This is a genomic window from Pseudomonas sp. FG1 (assembly GCF_034313875.1).
Classification (GTDB): domain Bacteria; phylum Pseudomonadota; class Gammaproteobacteria; order Pseudomonadales; family Pseudomonadaceae; genus Aquipseudomonas; species Aquipseudomonas veronii.
The window spans coordinates 552,036-570,019 of record NZ_JAVIWP010000001.1 but is presented as its reverse complement, the minus strand read 5'-3'; the positions used below and the strand labels follow the sequence as shown (position 1 = coordinate 570,019).

Here is a 17,984-nt window from a genome sequence, read left to right as displayed (position 1 = left end):
CACGCCTCTCGATGGTCTGAAAAAGATGCGTGATAATAAAGCATGACCCGCTTGACGGCTAGCGCCGTCGGAGACCCTTGTAATGCCCGAGCAAGATCTACGTTTACAACAGCTGAAAGTCTGGCTGGATGAGCAGTTGCCGATCCTCTTCAACGCTCAGGATTGGGGCGCCGTACCCCCGGCCACATTGACCGCGGCCAGTAGCGACGCGAGTTTCAGGCGCTACTTCCGCTGGGAAGGCGGGGCGCATACTTTCGTGGTGATGGACGCTCCACCCCCCCAGGAAAACTGCAAACCTTTCGTCGATATCGCCGATTTACTGGCGAAATCGGCAATCAATGTGCCAAAAATTTATGCAGAAGATTTGCCGCGCGGCTTTCTTTTGCTCAACGACCTGGGCAGAAAAACCTACCTGGACGTGATTGACGAGCAAAATGCCGATCAATTGTTCGCCGATGCCATCGACGCCTTGCTGGCTTTCCAGCAGTTGCCGATGGACGCGCCGCTGCCCAGCTATGACGTCGCTTTACTGCGCCGCGAGCTGGAACTCTTCCCCGAATGGTACGTGCGCCGCCACCTGGGGGTCGAATTCGACGCGCACCAGCAGGCGCTCTGGCAGCGTGTCAGCGAGCGCCTGATCGACAGCGCCCTGGCCCAGCCGAAAGTGCTGGTACACCGCGACTATATGCCGCGCAACCTGATGATCAGCGCGCCGAACCCCGGTGTGCTGGATTTCCAGGACGCGGTCTACGGCCCGGTGACCTACGACATCACCTGCCTGTTCAAGGACGCGTTCCTCAGTTGGCCCCAGGCCCGCGTGCGCGAATGGCAGCGCGGTTATTGGCAGCGCGCCGTAACCCTGGGCATCCCGGTGCAGGCGGATTTCGACGACTTCCTGCGCGCCAGCGACCTGATGGGCGTGCAGCGTCACCTCAAGGTGATCGGTATCTTCGCGCGTATCTGCCACCGCGACGGCAAACCACGCTACCTGGCCGACGTGCCGCGCTTCTTTGCCTATATAGAAGCGGTACTGGCGGACCGTCCGGAGTTGGGCGAACTGGCGGAGCTGCTGGCCAGCCTGCGCCAACCCGCCGAGGCGAGCGTATGAAGGCGATGATCCTGGCGGCCGGTAAAGGCGAGCGGATGCGCCCGCTCACCTTGCACACGCCCAAGCCGCTGGTGCAAGCGGGCAGCAAACGCCTGATCGAGTATCACCTGGAGGCGCTGGCCAGGGCCGGGTTCACCGATGTCGTGATCAACCATGCGTGGCTCGGCCAGCAGATTGAAAACTACCTGGGCGACGGTGCGCAGTTTGGCCTGCGCATCCGCTACTCCCCCGAGGGCGAACCGTTGGAAACCGGCGGCGGGATTTTCCAGGCGCTGCCGTTGCTGGGGGATGAACCCTTTCTGGTGGTCAATGGCGATATCTGGACCGATTACGACTTCGCCCAACTCCAGCGCCCGCTTCAGGGCCTGGCCCACTTGGTGATGGTCGATAACCCGGCGCATCACCCCTCGGGCGGGGATTTCCACCTGGATCATGGTGTGCTTCATGATGCGGCGCCCGGTGCCGATAACCTGACCTTCAGTGGCATATCAGTGCTCGACCCCAAGTTGTTCGCGGGTTGCAGCACCGGTGCTTTCAAGCTGGCGCCGCTGTTGCGCGCGGCCATGGCGCAAGGTCAAGTAACGGGAGAACACATGACGGGACGCTGGATCGATGTCGGCACGCTGGAGCGCCTGGCGCAAGTCGAAACCCTGCTGACAGCGGGGCGCTAAGATGTTGTGGCCTGGGACGCTGATCGGCGCCGGGGCTGGCTTTGCCATTGCCAGTATTCCGGGTGCCTTGTTGGGAGCCTTGCTCGGGCAGGCGCTGGATCGCCGCCTGCAACTGCACAGCTGGGCACAGTTGCGTGAGCGCCTGGGCGGGCGCCCGGCGTTGCGCAATGACGAACTGTTGTTTGTGCTGCTGGGCCGCCTGGCCAAAAGCAATGGCCGCGTGGCGGACGGGCATATCCAGCAGGCACGCCAGGAAATGCGCGCGCTGGACATGACCGAACCGGCCCAGCGTCGGGCGATTGCGGCGTTCAACCGCGGTAAATCCGGCTCTGACCGGGTGCGCGCCTACCTGCGCGTCCTCAAGTCCCAGCCCCATGCGTCAGAAGGCGTGTTGCGCGCCTGTTGGCGCATGGCCTGGGCGGATGGCCGCGCGGATGATGCCGAGCGTGACCTGATCAACTTGTGGGGCAAGTGGTTGGGCTGGACGCCGCAACAGCTTCAGGCGCTGGCCGCCGATTACGCGCCGGAGCGCAAGCCGGTGGCCAGCCGTGGCGCCGCGTATCAGGAGGCGTTGCGGATTCTGGGGGTGACCAGCACCACCGAGCCCTCGGCGATCAAGCGCGCCTACCGCCGCCTGCTCAGCCGCCACCATCCAGACAAGATCGCCGGTAGCGGCGCCAGCCCCGCGCAAGTGCGTGAGGCCACCGAGCGAACCCGCGAACTGCATAACGCCTATACGTTGATTCGCGAGCGGCGGGATTTCCGCTAGTCGTCCCATTTGGGCGCGGGCGCTCAGCTGTCTTTTGGCTCGGGGCTCAACCACCCGCGCACCCGCCGATACAACTGCTCCTGCTCGGCCGAACTGTTGCCGGGCACGGCCTTGAGCGACACCTGCTTGTAGCCGCCATTCTTCAAACGTTTGGCGGCTTGGGCGCGTTCCCGTGCGGTGTTCCGGTCCTGGGCGAGGTCCTGGTAGAAGACATCCGCCGTGGGGACTTTCAAGCCCGGGGCAAGTTGTTGCAGGTCCGGTTGGCGACCCACGGGGGCCTTGCCCGCCACCATCACCAGCTTCTGCACCTGGCTCGGTTGTTTCTCGCTCAAGTACCGCGCGGCCCACCAGGCGCCGCTGCCATGGCCAAGCAGCACCACGCTGCGGGCGCCTTGGGTCTGGGCGAAAGCGACGGCGGCATCGATGCGCTCGAAGATACGCTTGGCATCGGTCTTGTCCTGTTCGTCCGCGCCCGGCACCACGGCCGGGTCGGTGCCTTCGGCTTCCGCGCTGGCGGCTTGCTCGATCGGTTTGGCGGCGGTGCTGCCGTCTTTGCTGCTGGTGTCGACGGCCGCGTTGGGCGCTTCGATCACCCGTGGTGGCAAGGTGTCCAGGTTCACGTCCGGCAGTGACAGACTGAGGGTGCCCCAGCCGGCATCCGGCAATTTACGCCGCAATGGTGCAATTGCTTGCGGCCAGTCAGCATTTTCACCCGCGCCAGGTACGATAATCACCACGCCTTCGGCTTCGGCGCTGTTGGCCGGTTTCCACAGGGCCAGGAATGAATCGCTGCCGGCCTGCAGCTGTTGCTGTTCTTCGCGTGGGATCTGGCGTTCGAGGGCGCTGGCTTCTTCCCGGCTCCGCTCCGGCAGGGGCTGGCGTTCGAGCGGTTTTTCCGTAACCGGCGCAGGCGCGTCGGCGGCCTGGGCAGAAAAGACGGCGGTAAAGAGGAGTGACAGGCACAATGCTGGCAGTGCCGAACGGTTTCGATAGGGCATCGTTAATTCCCGGCCAGAAGTGATTCCAGCAGCCTAATGGGTTGGTCAGTATTTGTCAGTGATGTGAGACGTGGATCATGGGTTTTCGCTGTCTGCTGGTTATCGGCTGTATGTGCTTTGCCTTGATGGCGGGGGCTGCGCCCGTGCCTGTCGCTGCGCAAGCGCAGCTCTCTGTGCCGCAACGCGAATGGCTGGCGCAACACCCGGAGTTGCGGGTGGGGCTGGTCTTGCAGGCGCCGTATGCGCAATACGACCGGCGCCTGCAGCGTTTGTCGGGGGCCAATGTCGAGTTGATGCAATGGCTGGCCAAGGCCCTGAACATCGAGCTGACGTGGCGCAATTTCCCCACTCAGGAGCAACTGGAAGCTGCCCTGCGCGACGGCGAGGTGGACATCGCCCCCGGTCTGCAGCAAACCCCGGCCGGTTTGCGCCTGTGGTTGTTCACCGACCCGTACATGCGCGTGCCCCAGCGTATCGTCGGTGTGCGTGAGGGCGGCGGTGCGGTGGATTTGGAAAAACTCGACGAACATTCCCGCGTCGCCGTGCGTATGCCCAGCGCCGTGGCCGATTACCTGCGCAGCACTTATCCCGGTCTCAACCTGCAAGGCGTGCCCATGGAGCGCCAGGCCTTGCAGTTGCTGGTCAGTCAGCAGGCGCGTTACGCCGTGGTGGATGAGGCGCAACTGAGCCGCTTGTCGGGCGAGCCTGAGTTCTCCGGGCTGGCGGTGGTCGGCGATATCGGCCTGCCGCAATTGCTGCGGGTGGCGACCCGCCGCGACTGGCCGGAACTGTCCGGCATCATGGAAAGCGCGTTGCGCGCCATCCCCGCCCGCGATCTGGACCAGTTGCACAACCGCTGGCTGCAACCCAAATACCCGCGTCTGTCCGAGTCTCCCGGCCTGTGGCAAAACCTCAGCCTGCTGCTGGGGTTGCTGCTGCTCGCCAGCCTGGCGGTGGTGTTCTGGCAGCGTCGCCAGCAACGAGTGCTGGAACACAAACTGCTCGCCGCTCGCGAAGAAAGCGCCGCACGCGCCGCCGGTGCCGAAGCGCTGCGCCTGACGCAGTTTTCCATCGATCAAAGTACCGTCGGCATCCTCTGGGTCAATTGGGACAGCCATGTGCGCTACGCCAACCTGGCGGCGGAAACCATGCTCGGTTATGGCCCTGGCGCGCTGATCGAGCGTCCGCTGGCTGATTTCGACCCGAGCCTGAGCATGGACCGTTGGCTGAACCTGTGGAAACGCGCGCGTGCCAGCGAAGAGGGCCCGCAGCATTTCGCCGCCGACTGCCTGCGCGCAGACGGCAGCATCCTGCCGGCCGAGGTGTCGTTGAGCTTTTTGCGGTTTGCCGACGGCGAATACCTGGTGGTCTACCTCAATGACGTCACTGAGCGTCGCCGTTATGTGGCTGCGTTGCTGCAAAGCGAAGCGCAGTTGCGCGAACTGTCGGCGCACCTGGAAACCGTGCGTGAAGAAGAAAAGGCGCGCATCGCCCGCGAAGTACACGACGAACTCGGGCAAATGCTCACCGTACTCAAGCTGGAAACCTCCATGTGCGAGCTGGCCTATGCGCAACTGGACCCTGGCCTGAACGAGCGCTTGAACAGCATGAAACGCCTGATCGCCCAACTGTTTCAATTGGTGCGCGACGTGGCTACGGCGTTGCGCCCGCCAATTCTCGACGCCGGGATCGCCTCGGCCATCGAGTGGCAGGCGCGGCGCTTCGAAGCGCGCACGCAGATTCCCTGCCTGGTGCAAGTCCCGGATAACCTGCCGGCCTTGAGCGATGCCAAGGCCATCGGCCTGTTCCGTATCCTGCAGGAGGCGCTGACCAATGTGATGCGCCATGCCCAGGCGCATACTGTCGAGCTGACCCTGGCGGTGGAGGGCAAGCAACTGCGGCTGACCATCAGCGACGACGGCGTCGGTTTCATCGAGGCCAAGGGCCGTCCGGTGTCGTTCGGCCTGGTCGGCATGCGTGAGCGCGTGCTGATCATGGGCGGGCAGTTGAACCTGGACAGCCAGCCGGGGGAGGGCACCACCCTGAGTGTGACGGTGCCATTGGATGCATAACAATAAGAGGAAACCCCTGTGATCCGTGTACTGGTAGCCGAAGACCACACCATCGTGCGTGAAGGCATCAAGCAATTGATCGGCCTGGCCAAAGACTTGCTGGTGGTGGGCGAGGCGGGCAATGGCGAGCAGTTGCTGGAGACCTTGCGCCATGTGCCTTGCGAGGTGGTGTTGCTGGATATCTCGATGCCCGGCGTCAACGGCCTGGAAGCCATCGCGCGGATTCGTGCGCTGAGCAATCCGCCGGCGATCCTGGTGCTGTCGATGCACGATGAAGCGCAGATGGCCGCGCGGGCCTTGAAGGTAGGCGCGGCCGGTTATGCCACCAAGGACAGCGACCCGGCCCTGCTCTTGATGGCGATTCGCAAGGTCGCGGCCGGCGGGCGCTATATCGACCCGGACCTGGCCGATCGCATGGTCTTCGAGGTCGGCCTGACCGATTCGCGGCCTTTGCATTCGCTGCTGTCGGAACGCGAGTTCTCGGTGTTCGAACGCCTGGCCCAGGGCGCCAACGTCAACGACATCGCTCAGCAACTGGCGTTGAGCAGCAAGACCATCAGCACCCATAAGGCACGCCTGATGCAAAAGCTCAATATCACCTCCCTGGCCGAACTGGTGAAGTACGCCATGGAGCACAAGCTGCTCTGACGACATGCCTGTTTGCGACCTCCTTCAGAGCGCCATTTGCCCGTTCTCGGCGCTTGCAGGCTGGCGCTCATAGCGGCGCTGTTCTATCCCCGCCATCGCTGTAGGGCGTTCCCTACCCCCAACCTTCCATCCGGCTGATGTGATTCTCTCCTGGCCCCCGATTTCCGGGGCCCCGCCCCTGGACTACGCTTGTGCCACAGCAGTCCAAAATACAAAGGTGCGGGTATGAGCGAGGCGGATTCAAATGATGTGCTGGTCAGCTTTCGTGGCGTGCAGAAGAGCTACGACGGCGAGAACCTGATCGTCAAAGACCTCAACCTGGAGATTCGCAAGGGCGAGTTCCTCACCCTGCTAGGGCCGTCGGGTTCGGGTAAGACCACCAGCCTGATGATGCTGGCCGGCTTCGAAACGCCGACTGCCGGCGAAATCCAGCTGGCCGGACGCGCCATCAACAACGTGCCGCCGCACAAGCGCGATATCGGCATGGTGTTCCAGAACTACGCGTTGTTCCCGCACATGACCGTGGCCGAGAACCTGGCGTTTCCCCTGTCGGTGCGAGGGTTGAGCAAGACCGATATCAGCGAGCGGGTCAAGCGCGTGCTGAGCATGGTCCAGCTCGACGCCTTCGCCCAACGCTACCCGGCGCAACTCTCCGGCGGCCAGCAACAGCGTGTGGCGTTGGCCCGGGCGCTGGTGTTCGAACCGCAGCTGGTGCTGATGGACGAACCCCTCGGCGCCCTCGACAAGCAATTGCGCGAACACATGCAGATGGAGATCAAGCACCTGCACCAACGCCTCGGCGTGACCGTGGTGTATGTGACCCACGACCAGGGCGAAGCCTTGACCATGTCCGACCGGGTGGCCGTGTTCCACCAGGGCGAGATCCAGCAGATCGCGGCGCCGCGTACCCTGTACGAAGAGCCGAAAAATACCTTCGTCGCCAACTTCATCGGCGAAAACAACCGCCTCAACGGTCGCCTGCACAGCCACACCGGCGACCGCTGCGTGGTGGAACTGGCGCGGGGCGAGAAAGTCGAGGCGCTGGCGGTGAACGTCGGCCAGGTCGGCGGCCCGGTGACCTTGTCGGTGCGGCCTGAGCGCGTCAGCCTCAATGGCTCCAGCGAACGTTGCGTGAACCGCTTCTCTGGGCGAGTAGCGGAATTTGTCTACCTGGGCGACCACGTGCGCGTGCGCCTGGAAGTCTGCGGCATGACCGATTTTTTTGTGAAACAACCGATCGCCGAGCTGGACCCGGCACTGGCGGTCGGCGACGTGGTACCGATTGGCTGGCAAGTCGAGCACGTTCGCGCACTCGACCCACTTCTAGAGGCGAAATAATCGCCCCCATGGCTTCACCAACCCTGCACGTGGAGAGAACAACAATGTTGAGATCCCTTAAGTATTCCGCACTGGCGATCGGCTTGATCGGCGCGACCCAGGCCATGGCTGGCCCGGATCTGACGGTCGTGTCCTTTGGTGGCGCGAACAAGGCCGCACAGGTCAAGGCTTTCTATGCACCGTGGGAAAGTGCAGGCAACGGCAAAATCATCGCCGGCGAGTACAACGGTGAGATGGCCAAGATCAAGGCCATGGTCGACACCAAGAGCGTGTCCTGGGACCTGGTAGAAGTGGAATCGCCGGAACTGTCCCGTGGTTGCGACGAAGACATGTTCGAGCCGCTGGACCCGAAACTGTTCGGCAACACCGCTGACTACGTCAAAGGCGCGATCCAGCCGTGCGGCGTGGGCTTCTTCGTGTGGTCGACCGTACTCGCCTACAACGCTGACAAGCTGAGCAGCGCGCCGACCAGTTGGGCGGATTTCTGGGACACCAAGAAATTCCCTGGCAAGCGCGGCCTGCGCAAGGGTGCCAAATACACCCTCGAATTCGCGTTGATGGCTGACGGCGTGGCGCCGAAGGATGTGTACAAAGTGCTGGCCGGCAAAGACGGCCAGGACCGTGCGTTCAAAAAGCTCGACGAACTCAAGCCGTCGATCCAGTGGTGGGAAGCCGGCGCGCAACCGCCGCAGTACCTCGCCTCGGGTGACGTAGTGATGAGCTCGGCCTACAACGGTCGCATCGCTGCCGTACAGAAAGAGAGCAACCTGAAAGTGGTCTGGAACGGTGGCATCTACGACTTCGACGCGTGGGCTATTCCAAAAGGCCTGGCCAAGGATCGCGCAGAAGCGGCGAAGAAGTTCATCGCCTTCTCGGTGCAGCCGCAGCAGCAGAAGATCTACTCGGAAAACATCGCCTACGGCCCGGCCAACACCCAAGCCGTACCGTTGCTGGCCAAGGACGTGCTCAAAGACATGCCGACCACGCCTGAGAACATTGCCAACCAGGTGCAGATCGATGTGAGCTTCTGGGCGGATAACGGCGAGCAACTTGAGCAGCGCTTCAATTCCTGGGCTGCCAAGTAACTCCATGTGGGAGGGGGCTTGCCCCCGATAGCGAAGTGTCAGTCAGAACATCTATCAACTGATACACCGCCATCGGGAGCAAACCCCCTCCCACAGGGGATCTGCTGCGTTTGGCAGAGTGCATTCATTTTCAAGTTTCGGAGTTAGCCATGGCCATCGCCGTTCCCTCGACCGAGGTCAACAGCCCCACTCTCAAGCAGCGCCTGGCGCGTGCTGAGCGGCTTAATCGCTGGAAGGCCCAGGCCTTGATTGCGCCGCTGGTGCTGTTTTTGCTGCTGGTGTTCCTGGTGCCGATCGTTGCGCTGTTGTACAAAAGTGTCGGCAACCCGGAAGTCGTGGGCGGCCTGCCACGCACGGTGGTGGCGGTGAAGACCTGGGACGGTCGCGGCTTGCCTGGCGAGCCGGTGTACCAGGCGCTCAGCGAAGACCTTGGCGAAGCGCGCAAGAACCAGACCCTCGGCGATCTGTCGAAACGCTTGAACATGGAACTGGCCGGCTATCGCAGCCTGCTGACCAAAACCGCGCGGGCGCTGCCGTTTACCGAAGCGCCAGCCTCTTATAAAGAAGCGTTGGAAACCCTCGACGAACGCTGGGGCGACCCGGCGTACTGGCAGGCGATCCGGCGCAATACCAGCAGCCTGACGCCGTACTACCTGCTGGCGGCCGTCGATCACCGCATCGACGACCTCGGCGAAGTGGCCCCGGCCACGCCGGACCAGGCGATCTACCTGGACATCTTCGCCCGCACCTTCTGGATGGGCCTGGTGATCACCTTTCTCTGCCTGCTGCTGGCCTATCCGCTGGCCTACCTGCTGGCCAACCTGCCGGCACGGCAAAGCAACCTGCTGATGATTCTGGTGCTGCTGCCGTTCTGGACCTCGATCCTGGTGCGCGTGGCGGCGTGGATCGTGCTGCTGCAGTCCGGTGGCCTGATCAACGGCGCGCTGATGGGCATGGGCCTGATCGATAAGCCGCTGGAGCTGGTGTTCAACCGCACCGGGGTCTACATCTCCATGGTGCATATCCTGCTGCCGTTCATGATTCTGCCGATCTACAGCGTGATGAAAGGCATCTCGCCGACCTACATGCGCGCCGCGATTTCCCTGGGCTGTCACCCATTCGCCAGCTTCTGGCGCGTGTACTTCCCGCAAACCTACGCCGGTGTGGGCGCAGGCTGCCTGCTGGTGTTCATCCTGGCGATTGGTTACTACATCACCCCGGCCTTGCTGGGCAGCCCGAACGACCAGATGGTCAGCTACTTCGTGGCCTTCTACACCAACACCAGCATCAACTGGGGCATGGCGACCGCGTTGGGCGGCTTGCTGCTGCTGGCCACCGTGCTGCTGTACCTGATCTACAACCGGCTGGTGGGCGCCAGCCGCCTGCGCCTGAGCTAAGGAGACCTTGCGATGCTGAGCCCTTATATGTCGCCCGTGGAGCGGGTGTGGTTCTACAGCTTGCGGATCCTCTGCGGCTTGATCCTGCTGTTCCTGATTCTGCCTGTGCTGGTGATCATCCCGCTGTCGTTCAACAGCGGCAGCTTCCTGGTGTACCCGCTGCAAGGCTTCTCGCTGCACTGGTATCAGGACTTTTTCGCCTCGGCCGAATGGATGCGGGCGCTGAAGAACAGCGTCATCGTCGCCCCGGCGGCCACCGTGCTGGCCATGGTGTTCGGCACGTTGGCGGCGATCGGCCTGACCCGTGGGCATTTCCCCGGCAAGGCGCTGGTGATGGCCCTGGTGATTTCGCCGATGGTGGTGCCGGTGGTGATCATCGGCGTGGCCAGTTACCTGTTCTTCGCGCCGCTGGGGCTGGGTAACAGTTTCTTTTCGCTGATCGTGGTCCATGCCGTGTTGGGCGTGCCGTTTGTGATCATCACGGTGTCCGCGACCTTGCAGGGTTTCAACCATAACCTGGTGCGGGCAGCGGCCAGCCTGGGGGCATCGCCGTTGACCGCGTTTCGCCGGGTGACCTTGCCGCTGATCGCGCCGGGGGTGATTTCCGGGGCGCTGTTCGCGTTTGCCACCTCGTTCGACGAAGTGGTGGTGACGCTGTTCCTCGCCGGCCCCGAGCAAGCGACCCTGCCGCGCCAGATGTTCAGCGGTATCCGCGAAAACCTCAGCCCGACGATTGCCGCCGCGGCGACCTTGCTGATTGCCTTCTCGGTGTTGCTGCTGCTGACCCTGGAATGGCTGCGCGGCCGTAGCGAGAAGTTGCGCACCGCCCAGGTCTAAATGTGGGAGGGGGCAAGCCCCCTCCCACAATCGGTTCTGTGACCATTCAGCTGTTGAATGGAAGACAACCGATCTCCGTCAGCTACTCTTGTGCCAGCCCACAATCGACAAGAGGCCGCGCACATGAGTACTTCCTCATTCAAGATCGCCCACAAACTGTTGACTGGCGCCGGCGCCATCGAGCAATTGGCCGCAGAGTTGACGCGGCTGGATGTCGACAACCCGCTGATCGTCACCGATGCCGCGCTGGTCAAGTCCGGCACCGTGGCGCTGGCGCTGGCACATTTGGGCGAGCGCTCCTATGAGATCTTCGACCGGGTGCTGCCCGACCCGGAAATCGCCATTGTCGAAGATTGCATGCGCGCCTACCGCGAAGGCGGGCATGACGGCCTGATCGGTCTGGGCGGCGGCAGTGCGATCGATATCGCCAAGAGTGTGGCGGCCTATGCCGGATACCACGGCGCGCTGGCAGACCTGTTCGGTGTCGATCAGGTGCCGCGCAAGGGCCCGCCGCTGATCGCCATTCCCACGACGGCCGGCACCGGCTCGGAAGTGACCAACGTCGCGATCCTCTCCGACAAGGCCGCGCAACTGAAAAAGGGCATCGTCAGTGACTTCCTGCTGCCGGACGTCGCACTCATCAGCCCGCAGATGACCCTGACCTGCCCGCGCAGCGTCACCGCCGCCAGTGGCGTGGATGCGCTGGTGCATGCCATTGAGTCCTACCTGTCGCTGAACGCCTCGCCGATTACCGATGCCTTGGCCATCGGCGCGATCAAGCTGATTGCCAAGGCGTTGCCCAAGGCTTACGCCAACCCGGCCAACCTGCAGGCCCGCGACGACATGGCCACCGCCAGCCTGATGGCCGGGATGGCGTTCGGTAACGCCGGGGTCGGCGCGGTGCATGCGTTGGCGTATCCGCTGGGCGGGCGCTTCAATATCGCCCATGGCGTGAGCAATGCGCTGTTGCTGCCGTATGTCATGCACTGGAACAAGCTGGCGTGTGTCGAACGCATGCAGGACATTGCCCAGGCCATGGGCGTGAATGTCACCGGCCTGAGCATCAATGACGCCGCCGACCAGGCGGTCGAGGCGATGACGCGACTGTGCGCCGCGGTGGAGATCCCGTCGGGCCTGCGCAGCTTCGGTATCCCCGAAGACGCCCTTGCGGCCATGGCCGTGGAAGCGGCGGGTATCGAGCGCCTGATGTGCAACAATCCGCGCCAACTCAGCGCCGCCGATATCGAGAAAATCTATCGGGCGGCGTACTAGCCGTTGAGTTAGGTCACGGTGCGCAGGGCAAAGCATGAGGTATACAATGCGCGCCATTGTGATTTAGCTCAAAAAAGGTGCGTCATGCAGCCCTTCGTTATCGCTCCATCGATTCTCTCCGCCGACTTCGCCCGTCTGGGTGAGGAAGTGGACAACGTGTTGGCCGCCGGTGCCGACTTCGTCCACTTCGATGTCATGGACAACCACTACGTCCCCAACCTGACCATCGGCCCGATGGTTTGCGCGGCGTTGCGCAAGTACGGTGTCACCGCGCCGATCGACGCGCACCTGATGGTCAGCCCGGTAGACCGCATCGTCGGGGACTTCATTGAAGCGGGCGCGACTTACATCACTTTCCACCCGGAAGCCTCGCTGCACGTCGACCGCACCCTGCAACTGATCCGCGAAGGCGGCTGCAAGGCGGGCCTGGTGTTCAACCCGGCCACCCCGCTGGACGTGCTCAAGTACGTGATGGACAAAGTCGACATGGTGCTGCTGATGAGCGTCAACCCAGGTTTCGGCGGGCAGAAGTTCATCCCCGGCACCCTCGACAAGCTGCGCGAAGCCCGTGCGCTGATCGATGCCTCGGGGCGTGAGATCCGCCTGGAAATCGACGGCGGGGTCAACGTCAACAACATCCGCGAAATCGCTGCTGCCGGCGCCGACACCTTTGTCGCCGGCTCGGCGATCTTCAATGCGCCGGACTACCAGGACGTCATCGCCAAGATGCGTGCGGAACTGGCGCTGGCGCGCCCATGAGCGGCTTCGAGCGGCTGTTCCCCGGCAAACTGCCACGGCTGGTGATGTTCGATCTGGACGGTACGTTGATCGACTCGGTGCCGGACCTGGCGGCGGCGGTGGACGAGATGCTGCTCAAGCTGGGGCGCAAGCCGGTCGGTATCGAGTCGGTGCGCAAATGGGTCGGCAACGGCGCGCAGGTGCTGGTGCGCCGGGCGCTGGCTAACCGCATCGAGGCCGAGGGGGTCGATGATGTCGAGGCCGAACACGCCCTGGAATTGTTCAACCTCGCCTATGAAGACCACCACGAACTGACCGTGGTGTACCCCGGCGTGCGCGACACCCTCAAATGGCTGAGCAAGCAGGGCGTGGAAATGGCCCTGATCACCAACAAGCCGGAGCGCTTCGTCGCGCCGTTGCTGGACCAGATGAAAATCGGCCGTTATTTCCGCTGGATCATCGGTGGCGATACCTTGCCGCAGAAGAAACCCGACCCGGCGGCGCTGTTTTTCGTGATGAAAATGGCCAATATCCCGGCGTCCCAGTCGTTGTTTGTCGGTGATTCGCGCAGCGACGTGCTGGCGGCCAAGGCGGCGGGCGTGCAGTGCGTGGCCTTGAGTTACGGCTATAACCACGGTCGGCCGATCGCCGAAGAGTCGCCCGCGCTGGTAATTGATGACCTGCGCCGACTAATCCCCGGTTGCTTGGGAGCGGGCGCTGAGATAACGTTGGCCGACACCGATCCGTCCCCTTCTGGAAATACCATCGTGGTAGTCACTCGCAAACTCTGGATGAAAGTCATCAAGGCCCTGGCCCGCTGGCGTTGGCGCGCCTGACTGAATCCTGGCCGCGCTGCGGCACGTTTGCACACCTGACCGTTAGACCCTCATGCCACGAGGCACCTCATGATCCGCGAAGAATTCCTGCGCTTGGCCGCTGCCGGCTACAACCGTATCCCCCTGGCCTGCGAAACCCTGGCCGACTTCGACACGCCGCTGTCGATCTACCTGAAGCTGGCCGACGCGCCCAACTCCTACCTGCTCGAATCGGTACAGGGCGGCGAGAAGTGGGGCCGTTACTCGATCATCGGCCTGCCGTGCCGCACCGTCATGCGCGTGTACGACCATCACGTCAGCATCACCCATGACGGCGTCGAGATCGAAAGCCATGACGTCGAAGACCCGCTGGCCTTCGTCGAAACCTTCAAGGCGCGCTACAACGTGCCGACCATCCCTGGGCTGCCGCGTTTCAACGGCGGCCTGGTCGGGTATTTCGGCTACGACTGCGTGCGTTATGTGGAAAAACGCCTGGGTAAATGCCCGAACCCCGATCCATTGGGCGTTCCGGACATTCTGCTGATGGTCTCCGACGCCGTGGTGGTGTTCGACAACCTCGCCGGCAAGATGCATGCAATCGTGCTGGCCGACCCCTCCCAGAGCGATGCGTTCGAGCAAGGCCTGGCCAGCCTCGAAGCCCTGCTGGAAAAACTGCGCCAGCCGATCACCCCGCGTCGCGGCCTGGACCTGCGCCGTCCGCCGGCGGCCGACCCGGTGTTCCGCTCCAGCTTTACCCAGGATGACTACGAGCGGGCGGTCGATACCATCAAGGAATACATCCTCGCTGGAGACTGCATGCAGGTGGTGCCGTCGCAACGCATGTCCATCGACTTCAAGGCCGCGCCGATCGACCTGTACCGTGCGCTGCGCTGCTTCAACCCGACGCCGTACATGTACTTCTTCAACTTCGGCGACTTCCACGTCGTCGGCAGTTCGCCGGAAGTGCTGGTGCGCGTCGAAGACAACCTGATCACCGTGCGCCCGATCGCTGGTACCCGCCCGCGTGGCGCGACCGAGGAAGCGGACCTGGCGCTCGAAGAAGAGCTGCTCAGCGACGACAAGGAAATCGCCGAGCATCTCATGCTGATCGACCTGGGCCGCAATGACACCGGGCGCGTCTCGGAAATCGGTTCGGTGAAGTTGACGGAGAAGATGGTCATCGAGCGCTACTCCAACGTGATGCACATCGTCTCCAACGTCACTGGCGAATTGAAGGCCGGCCTGACCGCGATGGACGCGCTGCGGGCGATTCTGCCGGCGGGCACCTTGTCGGGCGCGCCGAAGATTCGCGCGATGGAGATCATCGACGAGCTCGAGCCGGTCAAGCGCGGTGTCTACGGCGGCGCCGTGGGGTATTTCGCCTGGAACGGCAACATGGACACCGCCATTGCGATTCGCACGGCGGTGATCAAGGACGGGGAACTGCATGTGCAGGCCGGTGGCGGGATCGTCGCCGACTCGGTGCCGGCCCTCGAATGGGAAGAAACCCTGAACAAGCGCCGCGCCATGTTCCGTGCAGTGGCGTTGGCTGAACAGACCCCCCAGGGCTAAGAATTCTTGAGGTTTCCCCCATGTTGCTGATGATTGATAACTACGACTCCTTTACCTACAACGTTGTGCAGTACCTGGGCGAACTCGGTGCCGAGGTCAAGGTGGTGCGCAACGACGAACTGACCGTCGCCGAAATCGCCGCCCTGAACCCGGAGCGCATTGTGGTTTCGCCGGGGCCCTGCACGCCGACCGAGGCGGGCATCTCCCTGGAGGCGATCAAATACTTCGCCGGCAAGCTGCCGATCCTCGGCGTGTGCCTGGGCCACCAGTCCATCGGCCAGGCGTTTGGCGGTGAGGTGGTGCGGGCGCGCCAAGTGATGCACGGCAAGACCAGCCCGGTGTTCCATAACAACCTCGGCGTGTTCGAAGGCCTCAACCTGCCGGTCACCGTGACGCGCTACCATTCGCTGGTGGTCAAGCGCGAAACCCTGCCCGACTGCCTGGAATTGACCGCCTGGACCCAGCTGGAAGACGGCTCGGTCGACGAGATCATGGGCTTGCGCCACAAGACACTGAACATCGAAGGGGTGCAGTTTCACCCCGAGTCGATCCTGACCGAGCAGGGCTACGAGCTGTTCGCCAACTTTCTCAAGCAGAGCGGCGGCACGCGCTAAGGACTTTTCATGGATATCAAGACTGCCCTGAGCCGTATCGTCGGCCATCTGGACCTGAGCACCGCGGAAATGAGCGATGTGATGCGTGAGATCATGACCGGTCAATGCACCGACGCGCAGATCGGCGCGTTCATGATGGCGATGCGTATGAAGAGCGAGAGCATCGACGAAATCGTCGGCGCCGTGTCGGTGATGCGCGAGCTGGCAGACAAGGTCGAGCTCAAGACCCTCGACGGCGTGGTCGACGTGGTCGGCACCGGCGGTGACGGTGCGAATATTTTCAACGTGTCCACGGCGGCCTCCTTCGTGGTCGCGGCGGCGGGTTGCACCGTGGCCAAACACGGCAACCGAGCGGTGTCCGGCAAAAGCGGCAGCGCGGATCTGCTCGAAGCGGCCGGGATCTACCTGAACCTGACCCCCGTACAAGTGGCGCGCTGCATCGACAACGTGGGCATTGGCTTCATGTTTGCGCAGTCCCACCACGGCGCGATGAAACACGCCGCCGGCCCGCGCAAGGATCTCGGCCTGCGCACCCTGTTCAACATGCTCGGCCCGCTTACGAATCCGGCCGGTGTGAAGCATCAGGTGGTCGGCGTGTTCAGCCAGGCGTTGTGCCGGCCGTTGGCCGAAGTGTTGCAGCGCCTGGGCAGCAAGCATGTGCTGGTGGTGCATTCCAAAGATGGCCTGGACGAATTCAGCCTGGCGGCGCCGACCTTTGTGGCGGAGCTGAAGAATGATCAGATCACCGAATATTGGGTCGAGCCTGAAGATCTCGGCATGAAGAGCCAGAGCCTGCACGGCCTGGCAGTGGAAAGCCCGGCGGACTCCCTGGCGCTGATTCAGGACGCCTTGGGGCGTCGCAAGACCGAAAACGGCCAGAAAGCCGCCGAAATGATTGTGCTCAATGCCGGTGCCGCGCTTTATGCCGCCGATCACGCCTATAGTCTTAACGAAGGCGTGGCCCTCGCGCATGATGCATTGCACACCGGCCTTGCCCGCGAGAAGCTCGAAGAACTGGGGGCCTTTACTGCGGTGTTCAAGATGGAGAATGAAGGATGAGTGTGCCGAGCGTTCTGGAAAAGATCCTGGCCCGCAAAGCCGAAGAAGTCGCTGAACGCCGTGCCCGCGTGAGCCTGGCCGAGCTGGAAAGCCAGGCGAAAATCGCCGATGCGCCGCGTGGCTTCGCCAAGGCCTTGATCGCCCAGGCCAAGCTCAAGCAGCCGGCTGTTATCGCTGAAATCAAGAAGGCCTCGCCAAGCAAAGGCGTGATCCGCGAAAACTTCGTACCGGCCGACATCGCCGTCAGCTATGAGAGAGGCGGGGCGACTTGCCTCTCCGTGCTGACTGATGTCGATTTCTTCCAGGGTTCCGACCTGTTCCTGCAACAGGCCCGCGCCGCGTGCAAGTTGCCGGTGATCCGCAAGGACTTCATGATCGATCCATACCAGATCGTTGAAGCCCGTGCCCTGGGCGCCGACTGTGTGCTGCTGATCGTCTCCGCGCTGGATGACGTGAAGATGGCCGAGCTGGCGGCCGTGGCCAAAAGCGTCGGCCTCGACGTGCTGGTGGAAGTCCACGACGGCGATGAGCTGGAACGTGCGCTGAAAACCCTCGACACACCGCTGGTGGGGGTCAACAACCGCAACCTGCACACCTTCGAAGTCAGCCTGGAAAACACCCTCGACCTGCTGCCGCGTATCCCGCGCGACCGCCTGGTGATTACCGAAAGCGGCATCGTTAACCGCGCCGACGTGGAGCTGATGGAAATCAGCGACGTGTATTCGTTCCTGGTGGGCGAGACCTTCATGCGCGCCGAGAACCCGGGCGCCGAACTGCAACGCCTGTTCTTCCCGGAGCGTGGTGTGGCAGTCAGCGGTTCGACCCTGGATTGATCAAACCGCGGTCAGTTTGAAGTGCGGTCAACATGTGGGAGGGGGCTTGCCCCCGATAGCGGAGTGTCAGTCAGATACATTTATCAACTGATACACCGCCATCGGGGCAAGCCCCTCCCACATTGGGTTTTGTGTTTATTCAGCGAGGTAGGTGTTCG

General features: G+C 62.9%; 17 protein-coding genes. 16 read left to right on the top strand and 1 reads right to left on the bottom strand.

Annotated elements, in window-relative coordinates:
* Positions 1–82 precede the first annotated feature (82 nt).
* Genes RGV59_RS02720 through RGV59_RS02710 form a run of 3 tightly spaced genes read left to right on the top strand, consistent with a single transcriptional unit; the run spans position 83 to position 2,548 of the window.
* Complete coding sequence (locus tag RGV59_RS02720; protein ID WP_126587655.1) at positions 83–1,108, top strand: aminoglycoside phosphotransferase family protein; 1,026 nt, start codon at positions 83–85, stop codon at positions 1,106–1,108.
* Complete coding sequence (gene murU, locus RGV59_RS02715) at positions 1,105–1,779, top strand: N-acetylmuramate alpha-1-phosphate uridylyltransferase MurU (RefSeq protein WP_046489161.1); 675 nt, start codon at positions 1,105–1,107, stop codon at positions 1,777–1,779. The genes RGV59_RS02720 and murU overlap by 4 nt, the downstream gene beginning before the upstream one ends.
* A gap of 1 nt (position 1,780) precedes the next feature.
* Complete coding sequence (locus RGV59_RS02710; RefSeq protein WP_017847804.1) at positions 1,781–2,548, top strand: TerB family tellurite resistance protein; 768 nt, start codon at positions 1,781–1,783, stop codon at positions 2,546–2,548.
* A 23-nt stretch (positions 2,549–2,571) separates the two neighbouring features.
* On the opposite strand, the gene RGV59_RS02705 is transcribed toward RGV59_RS02710, so the two are convergent.
* Positions 2,572–3,546: an alpha/beta hydrolase family protein gene (locus RGV59_RS02705; protein WP_102618122.1), complete on the bottom strand. Its 975-nt coding sequence runs from the start codon at positions 3,544–3,546 to the stop codon at positions 2,572–2,574.
* A gap of 77 nt (positions 3,547–3,623) precedes the next feature.
* Between RGV59_RS02705 and RGV59_RS02700 the strand changes: the two genes are divergently transcribed.
* From RGV59_RS02700 to trpC, 13 genes are all read left to right on the top strand, one after another.
* Entirely contained in the window at positions 3,624–5,618 is a 1,995-nt protein-coding gene (locus RGV59_RS02700) for a histidine kinase (RefSeq protein ID WP_102618121.1), read from the top strand.
* Positions 5,619–5,636: 18 nt separating this feature from the next.
* Positions 5,637–6,266, top strand: a complete 630-nt coding sequence (locus tag RGV59_RS02695; protein ID WP_017847801.1) for a response regulator transcription factor — start codon at positions 5,637–5,639, stop codon at positions 6,264–6,266.
* Positions 6,267–6,491: 225 nt separating this feature from the next.
* Positions 6,492–7,604: an ABC transporter ATP-binding protein gene (locus tag RGV59_RS02690; protein ID WP_017847800.1), complete on the top strand. Its 1,113-nt coding sequence runs from the start codon at positions 6,492–6,494 to the stop codon at positions 7,602–7,604.
* Positions 7,605–7,648: 44 nt separating this feature from the next.
* The gene (locus RGV59_RS02685) at positions 7,649–8,689 is read left to right on the top strand and encodes an ABC transporter substrate-binding protein (RefSeq protein WP_017847799.1); all 1,041 of its coding nucleotides are present in this window, start codon (positions 7,649–7,651) and stop codon (positions 8,687–8,689) included.
* Between the two features lie 149 nt (positions 8,690–8,838).
* Positions 8,839–10,086 (top strand): ABC transporter permease, encoded by a 1,248-nt coding sequence (locus RGV59_RS02680; protein ID WP_102618120.1) that lies wholly within the window; start codon positions 8,839–8,841, stop codon positions 10,084–10,086.
* A 12-nt stretch (positions 10,087–10,098) separates the two neighbouring features.
* Entirely contained in the window at positions 10,099–10,923 is an 825-nt protein-coding gene (locus RGV59_RS02675) for an ABC transporter permease (protein ID WP_017847797.1), read from the top strand.
* Between the two features lie 123 nt (positions 10,924–11,046).
* Entirely contained in the window at positions 11,047–12,195 is a 1,149-nt protein-coding gene (locus RGV59_RS02670; protein WP_046381867.1) for an iron-containing alcohol dehydrogenase, read from the top strand.
* Between the two features lie 84 nt (positions 12,196–12,279).
* Entirely contained in the window at positions 12,280–12,954 is a 675-nt protein-coding gene (gene rpe, locus RGV59_RS02665; protein WP_017847795.1) for a ribulose-phosphate 3-epimerase, read from the top strand.
* Positions 12,951–13,769 carry a phosphoglycolate phosphatase gene (locus RGV59_RS02660; RefSeq protein WP_017847794.1) on the top strand — a complete coding sequence of 273 codons (819 nt, stop codon included), beginning with the start codon at positions 12,951–12,953 and terminating at the stop codon, positions 13,767–13,769. The genes rpe and RGV59_RS02660 overlap by 4 nt, the downstream gene beginning before the upstream one ends.
* 69 nt (positions 13,770–13,838) lie before the next feature.
* Positions 13,839–15,320: an anthranilate synthase component I gene (gene trpE / locus RGV59_RS02655; RefSeq protein ID WP_017847793.1), complete on the top strand. Its 1,482-nt coding sequence runs from the start codon at positions 13,839–13,841 to the stop codon at positions 15,318–15,320.
* Between the two features lie 20 nt (positions 15,321–15,340).
* Positions 15,341–15,934: an aminodeoxychorismate/anthranilate synthase component II gene (locus RGV59_RS02650; RefSeq protein ID WP_017847792.1), complete on the top strand. Its 594-nt coding sequence runs from the start codon at positions 15,341–15,343 to the stop codon at positions 15,932–15,934.
* 9 nt (positions 15,935–15,943) lie between these two features.
* The gene (gene trpD / locus RGV59_RS02645) at positions 15,944–16,993 is read left to right on the top strand and encodes an anthranilate phosphoribosyltransferase (RefSeq protein WP_017847791.1); all 1,050 of its coding nucleotides are present in this window, start codon (positions 15,944–15,946) and stop codon (positions 16,991–16,993) included.
* Positions 16,990–17,826, top strand: coding sequence for an indole-3-glycerol phosphate synthase TrpC (gene trpC / locus RGV59_RS02640; RefSeq protein WP_102618117.1), 837 nt, complete (start codon positions 16,990–16,992; stop codon positions 17,824–17,826). Before trpD ends, trpC begins: the two co-directional genes overlap by 4 nt.
* Positions 17,827–17,984 lie beyond the last annotated feature (158 nt).